The 22054-nt window shown below is 59.0% G+C and carries 29 protein-coding genes, 1 tRNA gene and 1 riboswitch; of the genes, 11 read left to right on the top strand and 19 right to left on the bottom strand.

Annotation, left to right across the window (positions count from 1 at the left end; translation table 11 throughout):
- Positions 1-27: 27 nt before the first annotated feature.
- The 4 genes from AC07FD_RS16090 to hxsD form a co-directional block, all read right to left on the bottom strand.
- Positions 28-384 (bottom strand): hypothetical protein, encoded by a 357-nt coding sequence (locus tag AC07FD_RS16090; RefSeq protein ID WP_478350637.1) that lies wholly within the window; start codon positions 382-384, stop codon positions 28-30.
- Positions 385-464: 80 nt separating this feature from the next.
- Positions 465-1625 carry a His-Xaa-Ser system radical SAM maturase HxsC gene (hxsC, locus tag AC07FD_RS16085; RefSeq protein WP_478350636.1) on the bottom strand — a complete coding sequence of 387 codons (1161 nt, stop codon included), beginning with the start codon at positions 1623-1625 and terminating at the stop codon, positions 465-467.
- 1 nt (position 1626) lies between these two features.
- Positions 1627-3045, bottom strand: coding sequence for a His-Xaa-Ser system radical SAM maturase HxsB (gene hxsB / locus AC07FD_RS16080; protein WP_478350635.1), 1419 nt, complete (start codon positions 3043-3045; stop codon positions 1627-1629).
- Between the two features lie 31 nt (positions 3046-3076).
- Positions 3077-3409, bottom strand: a complete 333-nt coding sequence (gene hxsD / locus AC07FD_RS16075) for a His-Xaa-Ser system protein HxsD (protein WP_478350634.1) — start codon at positions 3407-3409, stop codon at positions 3077-3079.
- Between the two features lie 896 nt (positions 3410-4305).
- Between hxsD and AC07FD_RS16070 the strand changes: the two genes are divergently transcribed.
- A complete protein-coding gene (locus AC07FD_RS16070; RefSeq protein ID WP_478350633.1) occupies positions 4306-4482 on the top strand; it encodes a hypothetical protein in 177 nt (58 codons plus the stop codon).
- 49 nt (positions 4483-4531) lie between these two features.
- On the opposite strand, the gene AC07FD_RS16065 is transcribed toward AC07FD_RS16070, so the two are convergent.
- From AC07FD_RS16065 to AC07FD_RS16005, 13 genes are all read right to left on the bottom strand, one after another.
- Complete coding sequence (locus tag AC07FD_RS16065; RefSeq protein ID WP_478350632.1) at positions 4532-4879, bottom strand: hypothetical protein; 348 nt, start codon at positions 4877-4879, stop codon at positions 4532-4534.
- Positions 4873-5628 (bottom strand): thermonuclease family protein, encoded by a 756-nt coding sequence (locus AC07FD_RS16060; protein WP_478350631.1) that lies wholly within the window; start codon positions 5626-5628, stop codon positions 4873-4875. The genes AC07FD_RS16065 and AC07FD_RS16060 overlap by 7 nt, the downstream gene beginning before the upstream one ends.
- Positions 5629-5716: 88 nt before the next feature.
- Positions 5717-6046, bottom strand: coding sequence for a DUF4236 domain-containing protein (locus tag AC07FD_RS16055; RefSeq protein WP_478350630.1), 330 nt, complete (start codon positions 6044-6046; stop codon positions 5717-5719).
- Positions 6047-6056: 10 nt separating this feature from the next.
- Complete coding sequence (locus AC07FD_RS16050) at positions 6057-6557, bottom strand: hypothetical protein (protein WP_478350629.1); 501 nt, start codon at positions 6555-6557, stop codon at positions 6057-6059.
- Between the two features lie 294 nt (positions 6558-6851).
- Positions 6852-6992: a hypothetical protein gene (locus tag AC07FD_RS16045; RefSeq protein WP_478350628.1), complete on the bottom strand. Its 141-nt coding sequence runs from the start codon at positions 6990-6992 to the stop codon at positions 6852-6854.
- A 71-nt stretch (positions 6993-7063) separates the two neighbouring features.
- Positions 7064-7309 (bottom strand): hypothetical protein, encoded by a 246-nt coding sequence (locus AC07FD_RS16040; RefSeq protein WP_478350627.1) that lies wholly within the window; start codon positions 7307-7309, stop codon positions 7064-7066.
- A gap of 174 nt (positions 7310-7483) precedes the next feature.
- Entirely contained in the window at positions 7484-7723 is a 240-nt protein-coding gene (locus AC07FD_RS16035; RefSeq protein ID WP_478350626.1) for a hypothetical protein, read from the bottom strand.
- A gap of 264 nt (positions 7724-7987) precedes the next feature.
- Entirely contained in the window at positions 7988-8389 is a 402-nt protein-coding gene (locus AC07FD_RS16030) for a hypothetical protein (protein WP_478350625.1), read from the bottom strand.
- Between the two features lie 345 nt (positions 8390-8734).
- Positions 8735-9154 (bottom strand): hypothetical protein, encoded by a 420-nt coding sequence (locus AC07FD_RS16025; protein ID WP_478350624.1) that lies wholly within the window; start codon positions 9152-9154, stop codon positions 8735-8737.
- A 17-nt stretch (positions 9155-9171) separates the two neighbouring features.
- A complete protein-coding gene (locus tag AC07FD_RS16020) occupies positions 9172-9786 on the bottom strand; it encodes an excalibur calcium-binding domain-containing protein (RefSeq protein ID WP_478350623.1) in 615 nt (204 codons plus the stop codon).
- A 289-nt stretch (positions 9787-10075) separates the two neighbouring features.
- On the bottom strand, positions 10076-11062 hold the full coding sequence (locus tag AC07FD_RS16015; protein WP_478350622.1) for an AraC family transcriptional regulator: 987 nt from the start codon (positions 11060-11062) through the stop codon (positions 10076-10078).
- 290 nt (positions 11063-11352) lie between these two features.
- Positions 11353-11565 (bottom strand): helix-turn-helix domain-containing protein, encoded by a 213-nt coding sequence (locus AC07FD_RS16010; protein WP_478350621.1) that lies wholly within the window; start codon positions 11563-11565, stop codon positions 11353-11355.
- A gap of 119 nt (positions 11566-11684) precedes the next feature.
- On the bottom strand, positions 11685-12248 hold the full coding sequence (locus AC07FD_RS16005) for a hypothetical protein (RefSeq protein WP_478350620.1): 564 nt from the start codon (positions 12246-12248) through the stop codon (positions 11685-11687).
- Positions 12249-12435: 187 nt separating this feature from the next.
- Positions 12436-12533: riboswitch (SAM-I-IV-variant riboswitch) on the top strand.
- Between the two features lie 35 nt (positions 12534-12568).
- Here AC07FD_RS16005 and AC07FD_RS16000 point away from each other — a divergent pair.
- From AC07FD_RS16000 to AC07FD_RS15985, 4 genes are read left to right on the top strand one after another with little or no spacing between them, the layout of a single operon-like run.
- Positions 12569-13141, top strand: coding sequence for a hypothetical protein (locus AC07FD_RS16000; RefSeq protein ID WP_478350619.1), 573 nt, complete (start codon positions 12569-12571; stop codon positions 13139-13141).
- Positions 13141-13584, top strand: a complete 444-nt coding sequence (locus AC07FD_RS15995) for a hypothetical protein (RefSeq protein ID WP_478350618.1) — start codon at positions 13141-13143, stop codon at positions 13582-13584. Before AC07FD_RS16000 ends, AC07FD_RS15995 begins: the two co-directional genes overlap by 1 nt.
- Positions 13581-13922 carry a hypothetical protein gene (locus tag AC07FD_RS15990; protein ID WP_478350617.1) on the top strand — a complete coding sequence of 114 codons (342 nt, stop codon included), beginning with the start codon at positions 13581-13583 and terminating at the stop codon, positions 13920-13922. The genes AC07FD_RS15995 and AC07FD_RS15990 overlap by 4 nt, the downstream gene beginning before the upstream one ends.
- Positions 13919-14407 (top strand): hypothetical protein, encoded by a 489-nt coding sequence (locus tag AC07FD_RS15985; protein ID WP_478350616.1) that lies wholly within the window; start codon positions 13919-13921, stop codon positions 14405-14407. Before AC07FD_RS15990 ends, AC07FD_RS15985 begins: the two co-directional genes overlap by 4 nt.
- Before the next feature lie 323 nt (positions 14408-14730).
- On the opposite strand, the gene AC07FD_RS15980 is transcribed toward AC07FD_RS15985, so the two are convergent.
- Positions 14731-14820, bottom strand: a tRNA-Ser gene (locus AC07FD_RS15980).
- A gap of 222 nt (positions 14821-15042) precedes the next feature.
- Complete coding sequence (locus AC07FD_RS15975; protein WP_478350615.1) at positions 15043-15366, bottom strand: site-specific integrase; 324 nt, start codon at positions 15364-15366, stop codon at positions 15043-15045.
- Between the two features lie 207 nt (positions 15367-15573).
- Here AC07FD_RS15975 and AC07FD_RS15970 point away from each other — a divergent pair, with 207 nt between their 5' ends.
- The 6 genes from AC07FD_RS15970 (at position 15574) to AC07FD_RS15945 (ending at position 20217) form a co-directional block, all read left to right on the top strand.
- Positions 15574-15771: a hypothetical protein gene (locus AC07FD_RS15970; RefSeq protein WP_478350614.1), complete on the top strand. Its 198-nt coding sequence runs from the start codon at positions 15574-15576 to the stop codon at positions 15769-15771.
- A gap of 60 nt (positions 15772-15831) precedes the next feature.
- Complete coding sequence (locus tag AC07FD_RS15965) at positions 15832-16056, top strand: hypothetical protein (protein ID WP_478350613.1); 225 nt, start codon at positions 15832-15834, stop codon at positions 16054-16056.
- Positions 16057-16100: 44 nt separating this feature from the next.
- The gene (locus AC07FD_RS15960; RefSeq protein WP_478350612.1) at positions 16101-16376 is read left to right on the top strand and encodes a DUF768 domain-containing protein; all 276 of its coding nucleotides are present in this window, start codon (positions 16101-16103) and stop codon (positions 16374-16376) included.
- Entirely contained in the window at positions 16373-16972 is a 600-nt protein-coding gene (locus tag AC07FD_RS15955; RefSeq protein WP_478350611.1) for a c-type cytochrome, read from the top strand. Before AC07FD_RS15960 ends, AC07FD_RS15955 begins: the two co-directional genes overlap by 4 nt.
- Before the next feature lie 2245 nt (positions 16973-19217).
- Positions 19218-19424, top strand: a complete 207-nt coding sequence (locus AC07FD_RS15950; protein ID WP_478350610.1) for a hypothetical protein — start codon at positions 19218-19220, stop codon at positions 19422-19424.
- Positions 19425-19914: 490 nt separating this feature from the next.
- Positions 19915-20217, top strand: coding sequence for a DUF1330 domain-containing protein (locus tag AC07FD_RS15945; protein WP_478350609.1), 303 nt, complete (start codon positions 19915-19917; stop codon positions 20215-20217).
- Positions 20218-22054: the final 1837 nt, after the last annotated feature.

The raw sequence follows: 22054 nt of genomic DNA, 5'->3' as shown, positions 1-22054 counted from the left end.
GCGGGTTCCGATCCCAATGGGCGCGGTTTACTCAGGGGGGATTGCCTCGAAGGGCTCAAAGCCAAGTTGGGAATGAGAAGAGCCACCCTTGATATAGTCGCTGTACCAATTCTCGCAAGGCAGATCGTCCATCAACTTGCCATTATCATCGAACCTCAGTCTCTTCTCCTCGCTCGCATACTGCGCGTCAAACAGATGCGGGTTCGCCTTATAGCTTTTGGCGAGGAACTTTTTCCCTACTAGTGTCAGTTGCAAATGGCAATAATCGGCAATGAACTTCAGTTCGCCTCCTGCGACTGTGCCCGATTTCGTGGCGGCATTCACGCCTGCAGTTGACGTGGTCGTGAAGCTGAGGATGACAATTAGCGCGAGAGAGTTTCTCAAGCTGCCTCGCATTGGACGGCCCTAGTTTTTCAAATTGGAGGTGGGTTTCGTGAAAGCCACTACACACATTTGGTGTTCTATTATTGGAACGCCGCAATGTGAGAGCTTCTTGCGAGGCTGCTGGATGAAAAGAAGCCGCCACACTTATTACGCAGGGAGCAGCTGGCGCACTCATCGGCGTATTCATTTTTCCAATCGCTGATCGAACGTTTTGCATACTGGCGGATCGACCCATCAAGAAGACAAAGCTGGTGATTGTAGACTGAAACATTGATCCTTGCCGCAGCCAGATATTGCACGGCCGCCCGCAGCTCGCGCCGGTAGTCATATGGGTCCATCCAGAGCTTATCCATGTTTGCTCTTGTGTACCCGGTGATCTCGAGACCCATGAATGTGACGTGATCGACAAAGGTCAAATTTCTGAAAATGAAATCCGACAGATCGGCAAGACCGGCATAGGTCTGTTTGTGAACGACAACGCGAATCTCGACCTCTGCGCCAACCGACTTGAGGTTCATGATCCCGCGGATCGTCTCGTCAAAAGCGCCCTTAGACTGAACCACATAGTCGTGCACTTCCGGGTCCGCAGAATAGATTGGGATGCCCACCGAAAGGCGAGGGTGTCCGATCGCGTGATACCGCTCGGTGAAGGCCCTGTCTTTGAACGTCCGTCCATTGGACAGTACGTGAATAGGGGTTGATGGAAGGTGATCACGAGCCGAGGCCAAAATGTCAAAAAAGTTCTCGCCTACCAGCGTGGGCTCACCGCCGGTGATCCCGAGGAAAGGCGTTGTCGTAGGCAGCAGGGGCAGAACATCCAGGATTTCCCGGGCCAGCCAGCGATCATCGACATCTTTCGGTGGCTGGGAGCACATCAAGCAAAGGTGGTTGCACCGTTCTGTCACCAGGAAATAGTTTGCGTTGGCTCCCTTTCGGAATAGGACACGCACTGCTTTTCTGTCCGGCACGAAGCGGATGACGTCTCCCTCGCTGAGATACTCAAAATCGTCTGGAAGAACGATGAGCCTTTGACCGGGACACAATCGCTCAGCCTGCGGACGATGCTTTTCGAAGGTAACAACCCACCGGCACTCAGGATGCGAAGCGTCGCCCCTGAAGAGATGCGCATCATGCTCCGGGTTAGGCACTTGATCAGCTTGGCCCGCAACCAGTCTAAGAGCCACCCGACCCGCGAAGTCACCGACGTTTGCTGACGAGGCGAACCCACTCAGACGCAGCATCCTAGTTCGCCCAGCTTAGAAAGAGTTCTCGGGCGGTAACGTCTCTCTCCATAAGGTCGATCAGCCTCTTGAAGATCGACATGTTGCGATTACAGAATCCCGACCGAGTTTTGAGGCCGACAAAGTCGCCCTGGGTTGCAGTGTGGAATACGGGATCCGACCCACAAAATGGCTCGTAGGCGCATTCGGCGCACATCGGAGCGGACCCGGCAAAGGACTGCTCAATAGGATCGAGGAGAGCGTCAGACCCGAAAATCTCCGCGTACGTGTTTTGGTGGACGTTCCCGAGCAGAAATGTCTTGTCGCCCATCTCAGCCAACATGCGCGCTTCGTCGGATGCGTAGACGCTGGCGTCATAGTTATAGACAACGGCGGAGATACCGATGCCTGCCGGGCTCATCAGGTCCACATATCCCGGCTCGAAAGGCGTGAGCATCTTTGTAAGGATGGTGGCTGCGTAAAACTCCTTGAAAGGAATACCGTTCCGATTCAGTTCAAGGATGTAATTCAGCCCGTCGAAGTAGAAGTCGAGCCAGTGGTCCACGTCATAGGCAGCATACGATTTCGTCTTGACCGCGAAGCCGTAAGGGGAAAGCGGCCGAAGGAATATTCCGGGGAAATCTAGCCGCACGTATTCGTCAATGATCTCGCGCACCAGTGGAAGGCTGGCTTTGGTCGTCGTCATAAGTGCGCTGACGCGTTCATGGCCGAGAGCCAGTCTGGCCTTATCGATACCTGCCACAGCCAATTCATAGCTGTTCTTTCCCGGGCGCGGTCGATTGGCATTGTGAAGAGTGGCCGGACCATCAAGCGACGTAGAAATTAGGACGCTGTGCTCGCGGCAAAACTCCAAGATTTCGTCTGTAACGACAGCGAGATTCGTCGTGATAACGAATTGCAGTGACCGCCCGGCGACCTTGTTGATCGCTTCAGCCCGATGCACGACGTGTTGGATCAACGGGAAATTCAGAAGCGGCTCCCCGCCTTGGAACTCGATCTTGATAGCCGGACTTGGAGACTGGAAAATGAGCGCCAACGCCTTCTCGGCAGTCTCCTCTGACATATCAAAGGCTGAACGATCTTCGCTTTGGCGAGATACCTGACAGTAGGGGCAGGAGTGCTCGCAACGCAGCGATACGACCATTATGTGAAGCGATGTGAAGTTCTCCAGCCTTTTTGCCTTGGTCCGAACCTTCAGCGCCAGCAGCTCCTTGCCGATATTGGAGGATGCATCAAAGAGGAACTGCCTGCTGCGCAGGCGGGAGTAGGCAGGGTGTGTGCTGGGAAGCTCGTGCTTGACAAACGAAGCCAGCACGGCGCGCGGCAATACCAGATATTCGCCCGCTTGGTTGGTCAGCACATACCGCTCGTCGTCCAGCTGGGAAAAACAGAAGTACGCGAGCTGATATGTGTCGTCCAACGGTCGTTGGAACTCAGTTGCCGGAGCAAACTTAGTCATCGGACTGGAGGCCCGATCTGGAAAACGCCAGCGCCAGTATCGCGTTTCTAACCGTGGCGGTTTCGGCGGCGATGCTGCTACGGAGGTCCTGATCCAAGACCTCTAGCCGCAGCCTTTCTACCGCTGCGTCGGCCGAAGTTTGCGCGGCCGCCTTGCTGAAGTTGATCGTGCATACTGCGAAGCCGCCTTCGATCGTGATCTCAACCGCAGCGTTGCCGGTTACCCGATACGCTGCGCGCTTCACACAGTCGAGGCTGAAGACTGACAGATCAAACTTGACTTGGGCAGTCTGGACCAGCTCGCTATCGCGAGAAGTGTCCGCCATCAACAATAGCTGTAGCCAGAGCAGTGAGACCCGTGACTAGCATGACTCGAATGGCTGGTGTGGTACGCCATGATAACGTCCGTACCATTTGAGCGGTCGAGGACCTCACCGTAGCCAAGGCTGGCAGGAGCCGCTCCGGCTTCAGAAACGCCGGTGGACACCGGATCTAGAGGTTCAATAAGCACTGCGGCCTGAACTTGGGTGCCCAGAATCATAGTGGCCGACAAGGCCATTGGTGACAGAAAACTGCGCTTTGACATTTTGAGACCCCCCGGTTGCTGGAGCTGAATACCAAATCGATTTACTTAGGACAAGAGCCATCTGAAATAATTGGTTAAGTCGCTACTAATTTTGTTAGGAGAATACTCCACCTCTGCAATTAACCACGCTCTGCTGCAACCAATCGCAAACGCGCTCTCAATCTCCGAGTGGCGACGCGCGCTTGCCGTCTGCCCCTCTGATGGCGTTGAAGGCAAATAATCGGTAGAATGCTCTGTGGCTGCACAGAATCAACATTACGTCCCGAAGTTCATCCTGCGGCAATTCCTGTCCGACGAGTAAAATAAACCGTAGCGGTATTTGATAAACATAGAGAAAACACGATCGTCAGCTCCATCCGAAATATGATGGCGGAGCGCCGCTTCAACGACTTCATCTTCGACGATGAATGGTTCGATCCTTTGAGCCTATCGTGGTGCTGCCGAGGTTCAGATCCTGCAAGCTAGCGGACCACCACCAACTCAGTGCGATGCCTAGTTAGGTCAGAAACGGCTAACCTCCACCACCAAATCTCACATAGGACTCGTGCTGCTTATCATAGCAGTATTTCACCATCCGCCAGTTCGAACCATTAGCCGTCCCCATTCCTCTAGGTACGTAGACAAAATAGACTTTTCTTGCTCATTAAGAGCGCTGTTGTTGATCCGGACGGGAGCATTGAAATCCTTCACCTGATTGTCGATGCAGTATTCCTGCATTCGGTAATTGCCCTGCCATTCAGCGGCGCAGTCAGCCTTGATAGTCGCCAGGGTGTCTGGTTCGGCGCGGGCCGGCACCGCGAAGAAGAGAACTGAGATGGCGATCTCACCAGGCGCATTTGCATCTCCCAATCTTGCTGGCGGCTCACGGCTGGAGCGAACTGATGCACTCGCCATAGTACGTTGCGGTATCGTTTCCGGGTGCAGAAATTGACACCGAAGCGGGCAGCGAAAATGCAAACTCTTGAATCCCAACTTCGGCGAGCATCAAACTCGAACCGATGCTTAATGGGATCGGCGGCCTTTGGCCGATCTGCAGCGAGTTGTCATCCGCGCCCATGCCGCCGCGGACAATCATTAGCATCGGTGGAAAATGCTCAAACTTGCATGAAATCACGGTGGGTTCGCTCGCCATGCTGGCTGTAACCGCTGCGCTACTTCCGGCACAAAGAAGTAGCGGAGGCGCAAGCCATTTATGCAGCATGCTCAGCATAGGCTCTCACACGGAATGCCGTCTTTGTCGCCATCGAGCTTGCCGCCCCAAGGGCAGTTGGCCAGATACCAGTTCGCCTCGTCGCAGGAACTGATCTGCGGGCAGGTCCGACGCGGTTGACACGAAAAACTCTGCGCTATCTGCCCATGGCTCATGATGCCAAGCGGCTGGCTGACTGCCGGAGCCGTGCCTTCCGCATGCCCGGCGCGCCAATCCCAAGGCGCCTGAAACGTTCCGACCCAGAGCCCAACCTTTGTCGCCTCGGCCTTCGCCTGCTGCCCTGCGTAGGCTCCGTGGCTATATCGGGACCAATCCAAGGCCTGGCCATGCTCGACCATCCATGACGCGACGCTGGCACCGTCTGCACGTCGGCAATCGCCGACAAATCGGTCGTAACGATCCCAGCTGACGAAAGTGCACTGGACCGGCTTCGATGCCGCCAGGAAGGTGCTAAGCGCTTCCGCCGCGCGTCGACCGCAAGGATATTCGAACCCCTTGACGTCGTTGCAGTACTGCTTGCTCTCGGGCGCGTCGATACCGTTGAAGCGTATGCGCTGCCCATGAATCTCGATCGTGTCACCGTCGATGACGGAAGCGACACCGGCAATCGAAGCCGGTGTCGATCCAATCCACTGAGCGACGTTCAAATCCGGGGCTCGATCGCTGTTCTCAAGGACGACCTGCGTCCCCAATGCGCCCGCTGCAGCCAGGGTGACGAAGATCAACCGCTTCGGAATGCCTGCCAGCAAGCGTGCACGCCGTACCTTGGCGCCTGTTCGCATTCGCCACTGGTCAGATCGATTGTTGTATCGAGACCTGTCCACGCTCGAGACCCCGTCAATAGCCCAACAATCGTGCGAGGAGGCCAAGGAGCAATATGCCTGCAACCACCTCGGACGCCCCGACAAATAGCCGGACCAAAAGGCTTGGCCGCGAACCGGACGTCTGGCTCGCATCCTCTCCCACCACAGGCGCCGCACCTTTCCCGCCAATCCTTTTCGTGTAGCTGAGCCCAGTGCCGGGGACACCACCACTTATGCGGCTGCCGGCTGTTCCTGACGTCAGCCCAAAACCTTTGAAGCCGGCCCGAACACTCAAGCTTTTCCGGCCAACGTTCAGTCTAAGGCCAGGGGCGATCTTGAAGCTGCGGCGAAATCGGAAGCTCATCACGTTGCCCTTAGACTGGAGCCGGATTGATGCCGGCGGTTCTCAGCCGGCTGCCAAGCTTTGATCGGGTTGCGCAAGCAGCCTTGTCACCAGCGATGCATTTGTTGTTGGCGGCGGACCAATCCAGCAGGGCAGTGTTTATCCAACTGCCGGGTGCGCGTGCCACGCCATAGGGAGTTGGTGGCGCCCCGTTTGCAACAGCTGCAGCGGCGGCCGCGCCCTTGCCGTGCGGGGCTCGCTTCCAGCCGCTGATGATCAGACAGTTCTTCATGTATTGATCTTCGGCTATCGCATTGTCGAGAGCGTTGCCAAGGCCGGCACCGGCTACAAAGGCCGGCGATCCGATGGCGAGATAACCTTGATCTGCCGACCTCTTCTGCAGCTCACATTGAGCATGGGCAACCTCGAAACTTGGCCCGTATCCAATCTGCATGTAGTCGGCTTGGTTGCTTGTTTGGCATCCACAAAGCAGCGCGGTGGCACCGAGTGCCACAAACAATTTTACTTTCATCCCCCAGCCCTCCCAAGGCCAGAGATTAGCATCTCCTAAAGCGAATATTTCTGCAAGAGATGACAGTTATTCTGGTAAATTTCCGTCGACGTGGATCTCCAAAATTATAGTCTGAGCCACCGGAAGAGGTATACCCGGTTATTATTTTCTCCATCGCAGAGGCGGAATGAGCGGTCGCGAACTGACCGAGAGACTTGGCTGTGGCTGGAGCCTTGGAAATAAGGTCCCGACGATGTCAACATCGAAAAGGTCTGGTGGGCAGCGAGGGTTCTGCACTTCGCCAAGCTGAATGTCTCATGCTGGTTTGATGGTTCCGATCTCGTCGGCATCGAGCATTGGGGATATCGGCAGCCGCAATGGTGCATGCGACAGAAGCCGGCCGCCCGGCAGCCGTTGCCCGAGTTCTACCAAAAAGCGCGCGAAGAGGAGCAGCATGCCGCTGTAGAGCGTTTCCGGACGGGAGCGCAGGCTCGAGCCAGGGATGAACGCGCGCTGGCGGGGCCTGCTTAGGGTTGCATAGGCGGGTTTTCGTCGATCAGAGTATAATAGTCCCGCCCGATCAGTAGCAGCACGAAGCCGCCCAGGAACGTGATTCCGGTCACCGCAATCAATGCCAATGGCCAAAAACTGGGTTCGCGAATGTACCAGATCCAACCGGCCATCTGAAAAATAGGCGACAGCATAAACAGCCACGCGCCGTGGACGCCATCTCGATTAAGGTGACTGGTAGTCACTCGATACTTCGCTGACATGTGCGTTGGCCCTCCCTAATCCCCGGCGTCAGCATCGCGCAGGGCGCAGTCGTGCACAAGCCGGCTTGCCAGCGCCATTGAGATCAGGAATATTATTCTTCGTTGCGGCGGCCCCTTCAACGGAGATCGCCATGACCCAAAAGACCCTCGCAGCCTGGCCGCCCGCGAAACCGTCTATGTCAATTGCGGGCATCCGATGTGCCGCAGATCGACAAAGCTCGACTGATCGAGCGCCTCGGCCCGCAACACGACTCGACGTATCAGGATCTGGTCGGGCTCTTCGGCTGCTCGAAGTGCAAGGCCGAGGGCCGCGACCGGCGACCGGTATTCTTCACATGCATTCCCGATTACGCCGGTCAGCAGCGAGAGCGGAACCGCGACTGGAAACCGACTTTTGAGAAGCGTGAGGATCATCTCCGACAGAGTTGGCCGACGCCTATTGGGCGGGAGGACGGCTGGCGGCCTGCTCGGCGGTGCTCGGCTCCTCGAGCACAATCGGATCAGGCCGCGTTCCGCCGCCGCCGCCGCCGATGGGCAGATCGACCGCGTGATCCAGATTGAATAGCTCGCGAAGGGGTCAGCGTAGTCAATCGTCCCGTGTTTTTGGCTGCGGCGACATCGCACCCCAACCCCTATCGCACAGGGGCTGGCTTCGCCAAGCCAACCCGCGGGTTCAAGTCAATTGCAGCCGAATTGGCTGCAGGCGCCGGAAAAGTAGTTCCCGTCGGAGTCAGTCCCCGAATAGACGCTCATGCCGCCGCCCAGATTTTGCTGCTGCATATGCCAGGCGTTGCCATCGGCATCCAAGCCATTGGTGGTCGTCAGCCCCCCGCCGAGGTGCAGACTGTCCTGCGACCAGGACGAGCCGGTGTCGTAGTTGGAGCCTTGCATGTGTGTTGAATTGCCGTAGCGCTGAACGGTGTAGCTGTTGCCGCTGTTGTCCGAGCACGTCTGGAATGCACCGCTGCCAAAACACATGGCATTGGCGGGAACCGACATAGTCGCGACGATCGCCGCGACGGTAAGCAATCTGAACATTTCGAATTTACCTTTCCTCACTGGTTGTACGGTCAGCATCATTGCTGCCGTATCCTTCCTTCGCCGTCATCGAAGATGTGACGGTGTCGTCATCGCGGAGACTATGCCTCGTTGACGATCTCGTTTGTTGAGTTTAACCGCCCGCGCCCAGCCCCTGACCATCAGTCCGTCGGGTGCAATGCTACAGTTGCCGGTGGGCGGCACAAAAAATTCAGCCCCGAAGACTTCTGGACACCTAGGCGGAGCGGCGTGCAGGAAGAGGATGGCAAGTTTCGATTGGACTCTTACCCAAGGTCTTTAGTCAGCCCCTGTGGCCTTGCACCCCACTTCCAGGAAAATTGCCCGCCGGCAGATGGGACCCGCTTCCGACTCTGCCCGTCTCGCTGCTCAATCCCCAAGCATCTGGTGAAGACGGTATGACCTATCAACCAAATCGTCCAGGATATGACAGGCACCGGACTCGAGCGCGATCTGCCTGAATTCCTCCGACCGCAGGTCGAACTTCTCCTTCACGTACCAGTCTTGCTGGCCGCGCGCGATCCGCCGAACCTCGGCCATCGGAATCCCGTAATAGGCGGTGCCCCTGATCACCGCACGAATCAGCACTCGGTGGTCCTCCTCCGCCAAGTTGCAGGCATGCCCATAGACATCCGCCGTGCTTATCCACACCGCGAATGACCGGGCGCTGATCTCTGGCTGCCCAGCAATAGCCTTCGTGTTCGTACCAGCAGCGCAAACGCCAAGCGCAAGAGCTAAGAGGAGCTTTTTGAATAGGCGGCGGGTTATGCAGGTATTTGAGGTTGCCATGATGAGTTCCTCTTGCTTCACTCGCAAGCCACGCCATCGCCGTCACGGTCGAGCTTCGGCTGATAGCCAGGCTCGCCGGCATGGATCGGCGCCGCGCCAGCGGCGGGGGCGGCTGAACAATTCGGGTAGTAGACATCGTCTTGTGGCGGTTGCTGCGAGGGAACCGCGTTTCGTAATCTGTACTGCCCTGCGACTGCGCGGATGGCCTGGTCGGTAACCGGATCGTTGGCCAGGCGTGACAGAAGATCGGGATTCGGACAGGTGTCCAACTGTTCTGCGGCGTTGCCGCTGTATCCGCTTGGCTGCTGTGAGATCACGGTCGCGCCGAGATACTGGTAGGCGAGCAAAGCCGCCTGCTGCGATTGCTTGATGCACTGCGGATCGTAGCCGCATGCCCTGCGCTGACGAAGATGCTCCCGTGCAATAGCGAGAGCGCCCATCCGATTGATAGCCTTGACCTGATGGAACGAGGTCGAGGCGAGCACGTCCACCGCCGAAAGCTCGGCGCTGGCGCAAATGGTCATCTCGTCGGCAGTGGTCGCCTTGCGGCAATCGAAACTCGCGGCTTGTGCGGATGCGCAAGCGAGGAAGGCGGTCCCGGCCAGCGCAGTGCTGGCGAGCAATTTTCGCATTTCATAGGTCCCTTTGATCTCAGATGTCCTTGTGGTTTCCTCGTCACAGCGCAGCCTCGCGGCGATCCGTGCGACATGCGGACGCGCAGCAGTATTGCCCTGCGGTCCGAGCCGCGGCGGCGTTCCAGCTATGGATTTAGTGCTGCCCTTCAGCCCGCCGGTTCTGGCGTTGGGGCTCAGGTGGGTGGCCAGTGCATTGCCCTCTAGGGTAGTGGCGGTTGACCGCAAGCGGTTGGCAGCGGCGTGCAACACACCGCCTGCAGCGACGGCACCCCACGCTTAGGATCCGCTAGGACGATGACAAGCCACGCCGGTACTGGGACGGAGTCTTGCCGGTCCAGCGCCGCGCGGCATGACTGAAGGCGCTTGGCTGATGGAAGCCCAGCAGCCACGCGATCTGGGAGATTTGCAGGCCCGGCTCCTCCAGGTGGCGAATGGCGAGATCACGCCGGAGATCATCCAGAATGGCCCCGAAGCTGAGCCCTTCTGCCGCGAGGCGGCGTGCGAACGTCCTCTCGCTCAGCCCGAGGCTGCCGGCCACCTTCTTCGCGCTCGCCTCGGCGTGGGGCAGGAGCGGCGCGATGGTGTTCTCGACTATCGTGCGGAACGGGCCCACGTTGGTGGGCCGGGCCGCCATCGCCTGCTCGCAATTCTCGACCATCAGCCGGTTCAGGAATGGATCGGCGGCCACCAGCGTCCGGTCCAGCAGCGCAGGGTCGAATATCAACTCGTCCGAGTCGGCGCCAAAGTTGACGTCGCAGCCCAGCAGGTTCCGCGCACGGCGCAGATCGCCCGAGCGCTGGTGGACGAAGTTCGCGACCAGCGGAGAAATCCTGTGGCCGACGAGTTGCCGGCAGAGCCGGACGAGCGTCAGTGCGAAGGACTCCATTTGGTGTCGGTCGAGGTGCCGCGGCACGCCTGCATAGGAAAGCGCGAGCCGGAAGGTCGAGCCCTTGTGCAGCCGCAAGATCAACGCATGATTCGCCGCCTGGGCGTACCGTTCGAGGCGGCGTAGAGCATCGCCGAGGCAATGCGACGAGGCGGCGACGTAGTAGAGCATGCCGAGTTCGCGCAGATCGAATTGCTCGGCCAGGTTCAGGCCGAGGAAGTCGTCGCCGAGGGTGCGCGAAGCCTGCTCGAGGAATTCGATCTGCGACCTGACATCGATCCGACCGTCGTGATCGGGGGCGACCGCTGACAGTCCGGCGCGGGCGAGCAAAGGGGCCGGATCGATGCCGCGACGATTGAGTTCAGCTACGGCGAGGCGCGTGGCCAAGCCCGCTGCGGTCGGCGCCGCTGTGAGTCGTCGGAAAACAGTCTCATTCTGGTCGGCCACAGTCGCCCACTATCACGACGCACGATTAACGCTTCGTGAGCCTTTGGCGGCTCAGCGCAAATCACTCTCTGGCTGGCAAGGCGCGGGCGGCGCAGGCTCCGTTATTATAAAGGCAGCATTCTAGCGCCGCCGGCCTCAAGCGGCGAAACATCCGTCGCCGCGAGGAACGCGGGGACGGTGCAACTGCGGCTGCATCCGCCGGGTGCATGTAGAAGGTTGTAGCGCGCTGATCAGGGCGCTGGCGCCATTGGTGGTGGCGACGCCTCATGCGAGTTCGTCAGCTTTTCAATCCAGCGGGCTATCGACTCCGGCACGGGCTCGCTACCCTGGGCCCAGCGCCGCACCAGGCGGTCGTCGCAGCGCAGGATCTCCGCTAGGCCGCGCTGCGACCAGTGCAGCACGGCAAGGCACTCGCGAAAACGATCAGGGGTCATAGCCTTCATGCGACAGGTCTGAGGGGGAATGAAATGAATAGCGCTAGCTGCGAACGATCAACGTTCCCGCGATGATGCACAGCACAGCCATGCCGATCAGCATGGCCGCTGAAATTGGGAGCCAGGGGTTAGAAGCTCGACGTCTCGACGTTGCCGGTCGACATGGCGACGGTGCAGTTTGCTAGCTCGTTCATCATCGAGCGTGTGTATTTCAGGTCGAGTACGGCCATGCGCTCGCCACCATTCATGCTGATACCCAGTGCGTCGGCTTCCATGAAGGCGGAAACCATACCCTTACCCATGTCGTCGATGGTGATGGAGCCGTTGAACGTCGATGTGGCGGCGAGGTTTTTCCACTTGTTGTCGAGTTCGATGGTCGGCGCATAGGCCTGGCCCTTGAGGAAGGTGCCTGCCCACCGATTGTCGGCAAGCGTTAGCATGAATTGCGTTGGCGTGCCGATGATGATCATCGACGTGCCGCCGTCAAATTTGGCGGTGGCGGAGCACGACTTGTCATCGGGCAGCGCTGCAATGTCGTACCACCCGACGGCCTTCCACTTGACAACGCGACCAGTGTAGCCGTCGCCGCCAGCATGGGCGGACGTGACAAGGCACGCGCCGGCAAGCAGCGCCAATGCGATGCGTTTCATATAGGCGATCGTTCTTAGGGGGTTGGGGGTGTATCTTTTCATGACTCTCATCATCGGGGTTTCCCTCACGGTCGGCCTGGGACCATTCCCTCGGCCAGCGATGACAGCGATGTGGTGACGGACGGGAATGCCGACTTGCCCCACGCCGCCAATAGCTTGCGGCTGGCAGCCATGTTGCCCGCACCACACCATGGGTGCTTGAAGGGCGAGGCCCCGCGCGGTAGTTCTCCTTTTGCATCCAGAGAGGGCTTCGGCCCCGCCAACCAGCCTGACCGGCAAAGGTGGCAACGACGATGTGGCCCAGAACGGGCAACAGCAGGTCGCCAACCCTCCAGATGCGTGTGTCAACCCTGGAGGTTTTTATGCTTTCACGACGTGGTTTTCTGATTGGAGCGGGCAGTTTGCTCACGGCGGCGTTCGTCAAGGATGCGGAGGCGTTCGTTGGACGAACCGATCGACCACTGCTGGCTTCCCCACCGCAGGTGGCCGAGACGATCTGCTGGTACGAGAACGGCGAGCAGGGATACCTCCTGACCGTCGGGCAGTGGAGCTTCTGCCCTCCGCCGCCGACCTGGCGCGAGTTCTTCGTCAGCGAGGGCATCGGCCACCACGCCCGGTCCGAGACCGAGGCCATCGAGGAGGAGCACGGGATCACCCCTGATGATTACGACGATGAAATGGACGGACGGCTCTGGGAGACCGGCTTCGACCTGGAGAGTGGCCCTTGCGCGCGTGCCTATCGGTTGCTGAAGAAGCTCGACCTTGGCCCGAAGCTCCGGCGCGGGAGTGGCGAGCCGCACCTCATCTTCTGCAACGGCGACGTCTCCAACGACGAGAGCCGATGGGTCGATGCCAAGGACAAGCTCACCATCTCGCTGCTCCAGGCGCGGCTGATCGACCTGCGGCTGCCAATCGCTATCGTGGAGGGTGCGTGATGCTGCGCCGCGGTGCGAAAGTCAGCGGCGAGCGCCCCCTTGTGATCAGGCCGCTGTGCCGCAATTGCGGCGCCACCATCCATCGCCGGTTCACCTACGCCTCGTTCGGCGAAGCGCCGCCCTACGTGCGCCGCTACGGCGAGAACACCTACGTCAACAACTTCCCCGACAGCGTCACGGAGGTCGAGCGCCTGACCGGCAGGATCGCCGTCGAGGTGCGCTGGCGGCAGGATGTCGAATGCTGGATCGACTGGGCGAAGCTCTGGGACGGCGAGAGCTATCGGGATCCGCACTTCTGCGGTCGCCATTGCGCGCGCAGCTACGGCTACCATGCGGCCAACGCCGGTATCGCTCCCACTGCCAACCACGCCGCGGCTATTGAGAAGCAGCGGGCCAGGCTCGCAGCTGCTGCTGCGAGGGTATGTCGAAAGGTGGCGCCATGACCAGTTTCCTGCAATTCTGGGACATTATGGTCGAGGGGGCCAATGCCAGTGAGGAAGGCAAACTGTTCCGCGCTGCGGGGTTCGCCCTGCGGTACGAGGGCGAGGGCCGCTCGGCGTGGGTGAGGCCGGCGATCGACGGCTGGTCGATTGTGATCAATGACGAGGGGCTTAAAGGCCATCTGGTCGAGGACGGAAGATGCTGGGTGGTGGCAGCGTTCAGCGATGACCGCAACCGGCTAGCCGCTCTGGACATGCCGGCACCGACGACTGTGGCCGATGCGCTAATGATCGCGGGGTATCTGACGAACATGCTTCGGGCCAAAGGCGGGCCGCGATGACCGACAGCTTCAAGCCCGAAGTGATCGAGGCGACCATCTCCGGCATGGTGTTCCGCAAGTGCGTCTTCCTCGGCGAGCGTTACCTCTTCGCGTGCCACAGCAAGGCTGACCACCTCGCGGGCCTGCAGCCGATGGTCAGCGCCTGGCAGACTGAGGAGCAAGCCCGCTTTTACGACGGTGAGGCCAGTCGGCTCGGATTCGATTTCCACGGCTGGGCAAGGGCTGAGCCGACGCCCGACGACGCCTACCCTTTCCCGATGTGGATCGTCTTTGAACACCCGGCAGACTTCCCAACCTGCTTCGCTGCCAAGCTTTTCCACATCACCCGCGAGGGCAACACGATCCCGTCGCAGTCACCGGACGATTTCATTACGTCCCCTTACCTGATCCCGCTGCGCGAGCGTCTGATGACCGCAAAGGGCATGACCCAACGCCTTGAGCGTCATGCGGACGACTTACCCCGTGTCGTCGAGTCATGGGTGTAAGGGAGGAACATCGGTTGGAGCCAGATGGCAGAAGACGCGCGGGATCGTTTGGCACGAAGCAGGATGCCAATACCTCAGATCAAGGAGTCGGTTTGTTCATGCTGAGCACACCAAAGCTGCAGCGCATTTCGGGTCCCTTATCGGGACCGCAGATCAGGGATCACAGCTAATGTATTGAAATTACTGGTACGCCCAAGGGGAATCGAACCCCTGTTACCGCCGTGAAAGGGCAGCGCACTAGCCCATATCGGGGCAGGATGGTCCGACCGGTCACATGTCGGTATGGCAGGCTGCGATGTCTAGATCGTCCCCCGTAAGAGCATTGGCGGAGCGAGTGGGATTCGAACCCACGGTACCGTTCCCGGTACGGAAGTTTTCAAGACTTCTGCCTTAAACCACTCGGCCATCGCTCCAGATGTGATATTTTCGTGATATTTTGTAGGTTTCAATCCTCGTCTGATACCGGATTTCTGCCGTTTGTTCCTCTACCAGCAACGGTTTTCAAGACCGGTGCCTTAAACCGCTCGGCCATTCCTCCGTTGTGATTTTTCAATCACTTAGGTAGTGCGCTGCCGCCTGGCTTCGGCCTGTTGGCACCGGATTGGCACCGAAGGCGTTCCCGACTGGTTCGCGCTTCATTCCTGTAGTGCGGCATTGAGGGCCGCGTCAACCACCGCTGCGGCACCTTCCTGCTGTCCTGGGAGCAGGTGCGCATGAATGTTCAGCGTGACTGACGGATTGGCGTGGCCAGCGCGGGCCGACGCGACATGCACAGGAACGCCGCTGCACAACCGATGCGTGATGTGGGTATGCCGGAGGCCAAGGACGGTGACTTGCGGAACGCCTGCTGTTTCTGCTTCCCGAGCGAACTCTTTTGAGAACGGGCGAGGGGTTCGAATGCGACCATCCCACGTCGGAAAAGCCGGATCCTTCTCATCCTTGCCCATGCCAAGCTTCAAGCGATGCTCCTCGCGGGCCGTCGTAGGCGCCATGGTGCTGCATTGAAAGAAAACTCGCCGGGCGAAGGAACCCCATCCCTCAAGCCCGGCGAAAGTTTACTTCCTGATCCCCGATCAGGACCGGTAGGAGGAGGGTACCGGCAATCTATGCAGTGCAAAACCGGTGCCAGCATTTTTGTCCCGAAATGAGACAGGCCAACGCGAGCCATGCGCGACAGCGAACTTACCGAACGCCCTGACCGAGGCTGGACGCGATGGGCCGAGGGCGTAGGCGAATACGAGATTGAGCGGACATGGTGGCAGGCCAAGGTCTTGCACTTCCCCAAGCTCAACGTGTCGGTCTGGTTCGACGGATCTGAAAGGGTCGACGAGCGCCAGGCCGCGCGGGACGCTTCGGCGCTGTAGGACGGCGGCCAGGGGAAACGCTTGCTGGCGAGGCCGTTGGCGCCCTGATACGATCGGCCTGTGGATCAAGAGACTTTAGATCATCATGCGCTCAGCTTGCTGAAGCAGTATCGAGATGTCCTGATCGAGAGCTTTGCGCCCCGTGACGCTGATGGCGTGCCTGAAATCAGGACTCTAGCCCAAAGCACCGACCCTTTAGAAATCGCAGCTCTGAAGGACATTATTGAATTACTCAATGTGGTGATCGGCGCGATGTCAGGCCAGATCGTTCGCAGCTCTATCTGAAAACCGCCCGCTGGAACCTAAGCCGTTGCCGAGCTTATGGCTCAATGAGCACACGCGGAATCGATTTCCTAGATCAATGGATTGCCAACAACGTCCCCGAGACGGCAAAGGCCGATGTCATCACGGTTGACCAGCTCACCCACCAACTGATTGCTGACGCGGCGGTGATCGGAATTCGGGGGATCGAGATCGGCGAAGAGGTCGACAGATGCTGGCGTGCCGGAGTGACCATTCGCCGCTTGCCGGCGAGATCACGCGGCTTGACCTTCCATGTGCTGGAAGGTGTATGGCCGAAGCGTGACTTGGAGGTAGGCGCATGAACATTGGAGTTGCGGCCTGCCCGCACTGGGGAGCGCACAACTCGGTGAAACGCATCGTCCTTGCGGTGGGGCTTGCACTGGCTTGTGTTTCAAGCCTGGCCGCTGCCAAGGTTGGCAGTGAAGCACTCATTGAGGCCCGCCAAGCGTCCATGAAACGAATGGCAACGGCTGCAAAAACGCTTGCTGGGATGTTTAACGGCCAAGTCCCTTACAATGCTGCTGCATTTCGAGACGCTGCCGAAACCCTACGAGATCGAACCGGGAGCCTCGTTGGCGAGTTTCCATCCGGATCACTCGGTCCACTGTCCGGTGCCAAACCGGAAATCGACCAAGACCGACGAAGTTTTGAGGCGCTGGCTCACCACATCGCCACGCTCGCCACTGCACTTGCTAAGGAGGCTGCGAATGTGCCCCCGCAAATCAACGCCGAAATGCGGATGGGGCCTGGAACGATGATGGACGGCGGAAGTCTGCTGGGGAAGCGCACTAACGCGGCTGAACCCGATCCGGCGACGCTGCCCGCAGAACACTTGGTGCACATGATTTTGCAGGATTGCACCAGTTGCCACTCCAGGTTCCGCCAAAAGATTCGGTGACGGTCGTCCACGAATTAATTCTCTGATGATTTTGTCGACGCGCAACTCCTGCTTAGCGGCATGAGTGAACGGGCGCTGGCGGGGCGCAACTTTGCCCTGAAGGCCGGCGCTTGCCGCTGCTCCCGCCGTCGCTGGTACATCCGCAGTCGACGGCGGGTGCCGGACTTAAAGCTTGCACCGGCCATTGCGGGGGAGGTCAGGTCTCCCGCTCGAGTAACTCTACAACCACATCAGAAGTCGCTCAACTAAGGCTAAGTGCGGGTGGCCATCATCCTTTCAGGGGCCTTACCGGGCGCTTGCCGGAACCATCTCAACGACGTCCAACCGCTTATCGACCGGCTCGGCCTGGATCGCGGCTCCATGCATTGGGATCTGGTCTCTTCGGCTGCTCGGATTGTAAGGCTGCAAGGCGCGACCGCCGGCCGGTGTTCTTCACTGTGGTTCCTGATTGCCGGGGTATCCAGGTGCAGCGCAACCGCGACTGGAAACCGAAGTTCTAATAGCGCCAAGCGAGCGGCGCTAGATGTCCCGCCACGGATCAATTGTGCTTGGCACCGAAATTGCTCTGTTGATTAAAACAGCGAGATATTTCTCTAGATGATCGAAAGCGCCCCTAGGATTGTCTGCAATTCGTGCAGAGTGCCCCTTAGCAGCGTCAGTGAGCCTCAAGGGTCCGACCTCCTATCTTGCCCCAATTGCCGGATTTCCGAGACATACGACAACGTCATGCTTGAACTTGGCCAACGCACAGCGGACGCACTTTTGCGCGCGATCTACCGACCTGTTCCCTCGAGGATCTATCGTTTCGCCCTTCTCTTTTCAGAAGGGGGACACCACCCCAAGCCGACAAGGTCGCCCCTGATGAGCACGACTAGTGACGAGGACCACCGTATGCGAATGCGGGTCAGGCGGAGGAAGGATGGTCCGTCCCGTGCCTAAAGAGGCCAACGGAAACGCGAGCTGGTGCTTCACATAAGACCAGAAAGATGGAGTAAGTGGGCAACTCGCATACCGAGGCCCACTGTGAATTCGCCATCGTTGGCAGCAAAGTCCCAACCGAAGAATGCCGCCCAGCCAAAAAGCAGAATGGAGAAGCGCATTAAACGATGCTAAATTAGGCGTATTGAATAAAGGTTAAGGGCTTTAAATGCGACGGTTAGCCCTGAGCCTTCCCCCCGGCCGGGCACCACCATGTTGACCCAGAAATGCCAGTGAAGCCGGTCGCTTTTCCGCCAGGCAATCCGACCCGGCGCCCTGCTTTTAACACTGAACAAACCAGATGGGCGCCGAGCCAATACGCGGCGGCGCTTTGAGGGAAACGGCGCCTAATATTCATCATAGCGCGCTCGCTGGAGGTGTTGGAATACAGCCCTTTTGGACGATGCCCCGCGGTTGAAAATGCCGGCCGGATGCCCGTCCCCAAAAATCCGGGCTTTCTTAAATCCAAACTCTATTCGCTACGGCTGGCCTGCCTCTTAGGTCTGACCCTGGCAAGCGATTGTCGCCTACGAGACGGTCTTCGGACGATAGTTTGGGCGGTATGAAAGGACCCGTAGCGCCGATCTCGCCTAGCCAATCCTCGTAGCCAGTGTTCATTTTGGACACCAGTTCATCGGGATCATGTATCCCGGACTGGAACAGGCTCTTGAGGCGCCGGCCGAAGTGTTCCCATGCCGGATGGCCTTCTGGAATTCCTGCCTCTGTGCAATAGTCGTTGAGAACCTTTGTCAGCATTGCAAGTTGTTCAGAATCGAGATGATCGTCGGATGACATCGCTTTATCCCTCGTGGGGCGAAAGCGTGATCGACTCTTCCAAGCGCCAGGCGCCCGTTCAAATTGGCCAGCGACGTTCCTTCAGTACGCTTTAGTCACGGATTAGCGAGTCAAATCGGGCGTGGAGCAAAGCTTGGGAAATATCTTTCAGCCGACGGAACGTTTGTGCTCGCCCGGTGTTATCACCCTGATCCCCGCATAGGGATCATAAAGGGCCTTGCCCCTCCTGGCCCTAGTTTGAGTCCGCTGTCTCCCCGGCAGCGGACCCGACGCATTTCAGTGATCGTCGGCATCCTGTTCCATAGCCTTACGAATCAGTAAGTCGTCGGTCCGCGCAAAGCCAGATAACCATCACCGTCGGCAGCGAACGGCACTTTGCTGCCCGGCGGGCCTCCACCTGCCGAAAATCAAAGGCCCGCTGCCCGCTCTCAGTCTGCTGGCGGCGGGCTTTTCGCCCAAGGGGGCATTGGTGGTGACTAAGCAGCGGAGGCGGAACGACTATAAGAGCATCGTCCAGCCGCTTCTATCGCCTAGCAGCGAGCATTACCGAGCGCTGCAGCGCACCCACGAAGCGCTGTTGAAGACGGTGAAGGACGTCACCGGCAAGGATGCGCCGTTCATTCAATGGTTCGGGACAGGGCCTGTGCGGCCTCCCAAGGGTGGTAGCGCCATCCCATGACCATGAAAATCCGTTCGTCGAGGCACGCTCGGCAAGAAGCTGCAGATCGGGTCGGGGCTTTCCGTCGACTGCATGACGTGCCGCCGGCATGCCGACCTCGATATCCAAGCGCTGGTTGACCGTCTCGGCGAAGATTACGGCTGCCAACACTGGGATTTGATCCGGGTCCTATTCTGCCAGCCCTGCCGTAACGCTGGGCGCCCTGACCGAAACATCTCGTTCACCAGCCACCCGAAGACACCAGGGCAGCGACGCTCAGACTAAGCGGCCCGGCATCTCCGCACGGCGGGGGGCCAGCAGACTGTCGGGCCTGACCGGCGCGGGTTGGGGAGCGTGCCGGCTGGTGAAAATATACGCTTTCGCTAATATGTTCGGGACCTATCCGTAAGAACGATGGAAGCAGCAAAAGGTGGAGCACAAACCGGTAAAGATCTAAACGGAAGGCCAAAGCGATGGCGAAGGGGTTCGACGACAAAGGGAGGGAGCACAAATGGCCGCCTATCTTATCGCGGATGTAGACATAAAAGACGCTGCCGCGTTCGAGGAATACCGGCGGGATGTTCCGGCCACCGAGGCGCGCTACGGCGGGCGATACTTAGGTCGTGGCGGTGCGACCAAGGTTCTGGAAGGTGACTGGGAGCCACACCGTTTGGTTATTATCGAATTCCCCGATATGGCGTCATTGATGGGCTGGTATGATTCGCCGGAGTACGCCCGCCTGATCGAGATTCGAAAACGTTGCGCCAACACCAGGATCATTGCGCTGGAAGGGATCACAACACCCATTGTCTGACGGTGCTGCGAAGCGGGCCTTTAGGGCCGGCAGAACAAGGACTTCAGTCTTAATTGCGCGATGTCTAATATACGATAAACTTAACAGCGCGGGGGGCTTTTCCCGCCAAGGTGGCCGGTGCGGCTTCGCTTCCCCAAGCATCCCCTGCGCCGGCCATTCGCGTCGATAATCGGGAATTGTCAGATTGGATGCTGCACGCGTTAGCTTCGAGGCCAGGCGACGGGCAGACACGGTTGCGCAATCACATGGCGGGTCCGATCGGCCTAATCACGATTTTTGCGTTTGCGCTGCAGTATCTTCATCTCCGGAGAAAGGAGCGGAAGAACAGTGAGGCCTTTGATACCTATTACATCAGATTGTTGGAACTTGAGAGGGCAAGAGAGAAAAGCTTGGCTGCCGCCAAACCAAGCACCGCTCCCGGTAAGCCCTCATCGCGCCTGGCGCCGCTGCCCCTACATCCTGATCGAGACATACGACAACAGGGTAAATGATCGCGATGGACGCCGTAGCGAGTACGACCCATACTCCTAAGCTGCTCATGCTTCCTCACTTCCCCTGCCTGCAAGCCAATAGAAAACCGCAACGACGCTGCCGGCTATCGCCGCCCCCGCCACACTTCCCCTAATAGGATCAAATCTTGGCGGCGGCGCTTGGAGACCTTTTCCGTCTGGGCCGGCGTCCACTATCCCAACACCCTGCCCAACGAGTGCGCCGGCGCAAGCTAATATAATTGAGATGCAGACGCCTATGGTGTGATCGCGGAACCCATGGCCTAAGCGCTCCCGTCGGTCTCGCTTTCCTCGTCGATCATCCGGACCCGCAATGAAGGCTGATGGCCTGCTGCCAATGAATGTTTCGCGGAGGTGGATCTTCGCGCGCTTTATCGAAATTGCGCTGATTCCATGCACAGATAGCAGTGCGCGCTGCTACATCCCGAACCACGAACGCAATCACCTATGGCGGAGGGAGAGGAACTGGAATCCAACCTTCTCCGTGCGCCGGCGAAACCGGCAGGTGACAGCAGATGGAAGTTCTGCACGTCGAAGACCTAGGTGGCGGCGAAGCGTTGACAGGGGAAAGTGCGGGCAGAGTATTGAGCCGCGTAAAGTTGAACATCCAGGGTGCCGACGCTGTGGAGAAAAGCGGAAGGCAACATGGCGTGGTGCGCCAAGGCGAGCACCATTCCGGCCCTGCGCGGTCTAAGACCTCTTGCACGCACGGAAGCCACCTGCACGGGAACCGGGAGGTCCCTTGGACGGCCGTTGCCGCACTTTTGGCGGCGGCCCGCATCGGGAAGGGTGTACCCGTAATCCGATGATGAACGTCCAGGGGAAGTCGGACCTGCCCATAGTACCTGCGAAGTCGCCGAACAACGCCGTATTGGAGGCCGCGGAGGCGATGGAGGGAAGGGGCGGGGCCAAGGGAAATGCGGGCCAGAGCGGCACGCGCCAGACACAGAGCTGGGAAAGCGTGTCACCCGCACTGGACCGCATACGTGACGCCGCAAGGCGGGACATCCACTTCCCGACGTGCGGTTCCGCGTCATGACCCAAGGTGGGAGCCCGGTGCGGTAGTGCCGCTCGCCGGGATCTGTGCGGGGGGCGACAAGCAATTGTCGTCCCTACCGCGACGTTTTTGTCGGGCATCAGAAAAATAGTCCGAGCGGATCGTGCTAGCTGTAGAACTCCAACAATGCCCGCCCGTTTGCGACAGCACCCGTGGGTATGCATGGCCCAGCAGCAAGTACGATGTCCGCCGATGTCCATCATCGAAGTCGCGGGGCCACTCGTCCGCAACCCGCAGGCCACTGCTCTTTTCGGTTGCATTAGCGTCTGCT

Source organism: Mesorhizobium waitakense (assembly GCF_056431085.1).
Note: the sequence above shows the minus strand (reverse complement) of the source record. Positions and strands in the feature narration are given on the sequence as shown.

Bases quoted from the DNA above. Each gene is read 5' to 3' on its own strand.
- hxsC (WP_478350636.1), bottom strand. From the start codon at position 1,625: ATGCTGCGTCTGAGTGGGTTCGCCTCGTCAGCAAACGTCGGTGACTTC.
- hxsD (WP_478350634.1), bottom strand. From the start codon at position 3,409: ATGGCGGACACTTCTCGCGATAGCGAGCTGGTCCAGACTGCCCAAGTC.
- AC07FD_RS16065 (WP_478350632.1), bottom strand. From the start codon at position 4,879: ATGCTGAGCATGCTGCATAAATGGCTTGCGCCTCCGCTACTTCTTTGT.
- AC07FD_RS16055 (WP_478350630.1), bottom strand. From the start codon at position 6,046: ATGAGCTTCCGATTTCGCCGCAGCTTCAAGATCGCCCCTGGCCTTAGA.
- AC07FD_RS16050 (WP_478350629.1), bottom strand. From the start codon at position 6,557: ATGAAAGTAAAATTGTTTGTGGCACTCGGTGCCACCGCGCTGCTTTGT.
- AC07FD_RS16045 (WP_478350628.1), bottom strand. From the start codon at position 6,992: ATGCTGCTCCTCTTCGCGCGCTTTTTGGTAGAACTCGGGCAACGGCTG.
- AC07FD_RS16040 (WP_478350627.1), bottom strand. From the start codon at position 7,309: ATGTCAGCGAAGTATCGAGTGACTACCAGTCACCTTAATCGAGATGGC.
- AC07FD_RS16035 (WP_478350626.1), bottom strand. From the start codon at position 7,723: ATGATCCTCACGCTTCTCAAAAGTCGGTTTCCAGTCGCGGTTCCGCTC.
- AC07FD_RS16030 (WP_478350625.1), bottom strand. From the start codon at position 8,389: ATGATGCTGACCGTACAACCAGTGAGGAAAGGTAAATTCGAAATGTTC.
- AC07FD_RS16025 (WP_478350624.1), bottom strand. From the start codon at position 9,154: ATGGCAACCTCAAATACCTGCATAACCCGCCGCCTATTCAAAAAGCTC.
- AC07FD_RS16020 (WP_478350623.1), bottom strand. From the start codon at position 9,786: ATGCGAAAATTGCTCGCCAGCACTGCGCTGGCCGGGACCGCCTTCCTC.
- AC07FD_RS16010 (WP_478350621.1), bottom strand. From the start codon at position 11,565: ATGAAGGCTATGACCCCTGATCGTTTTCGCGAGTGCCTTGCCGTGCTG.
- AC07FD_RS16005 (WP_478350620.1), bottom strand. From the start codon at position 12,248: ATGAAAAGATACACCCCCAACCCCCTAAGAACGATCGCCTATATGAAA.
- AC07FD_RS16000 (WP_478350619.1), top strand. From the start codon at position 12,569: ATGCTTTCACGACGTGGTTTTCTGATTGGAGCGGGCAGTTTGCTCACG.
- AC07FD_RS15995 (WP_478350618.1), top strand. From the start codon at position 13,141: ATGCTGCGCCGCGGTGCGAAAGTCAGCGGCGAGCGCCCCCTTGTGATC.
- AC07FD_RS15990 (WP_478350617.1), top strand. From the start codon at position 13,581: ATGACCAGTTTCCTGCAATTCTGGGACATTATGGTCGAGGGGGCCAAT.
- AC07FD_RS15985 (WP_478350616.1), top strand. From the start codon at position 13,919: ATGACCGACAGCTTCAAGCCCGAAGTGATCGAGGCGACCATCTCCGGC.
- AC07FD_RS15970 (WP_478350614.1), top strand. From the start codon at position 15,574: ATGCGCGACAGCGAACTTACCGAACGCCCTGACCGAGGCTGGACGCGA.
- AC07FD_RS15960 (WP_478350612.1), top strand. From the start codon at position 16,101: ATGAGCACACGCGGAATCGATTTCCTAGATCAATGGATTGCCAACAAC.
- AC07FD_RS15955 (WP_478350611.1), top strand. From the start codon at position 16,373: ATGAACATTGGAGTTGCGGCCTGCCCGCACTGGGGAGCGCACAACTCG.
- AC07FD_RS15945 (WP_478350609.1), top strand. From the start codon at position 19,915: ATGGCCGCCTATCTTATCGCGGATGTAGACATAAAAGACGCTGCCGCG.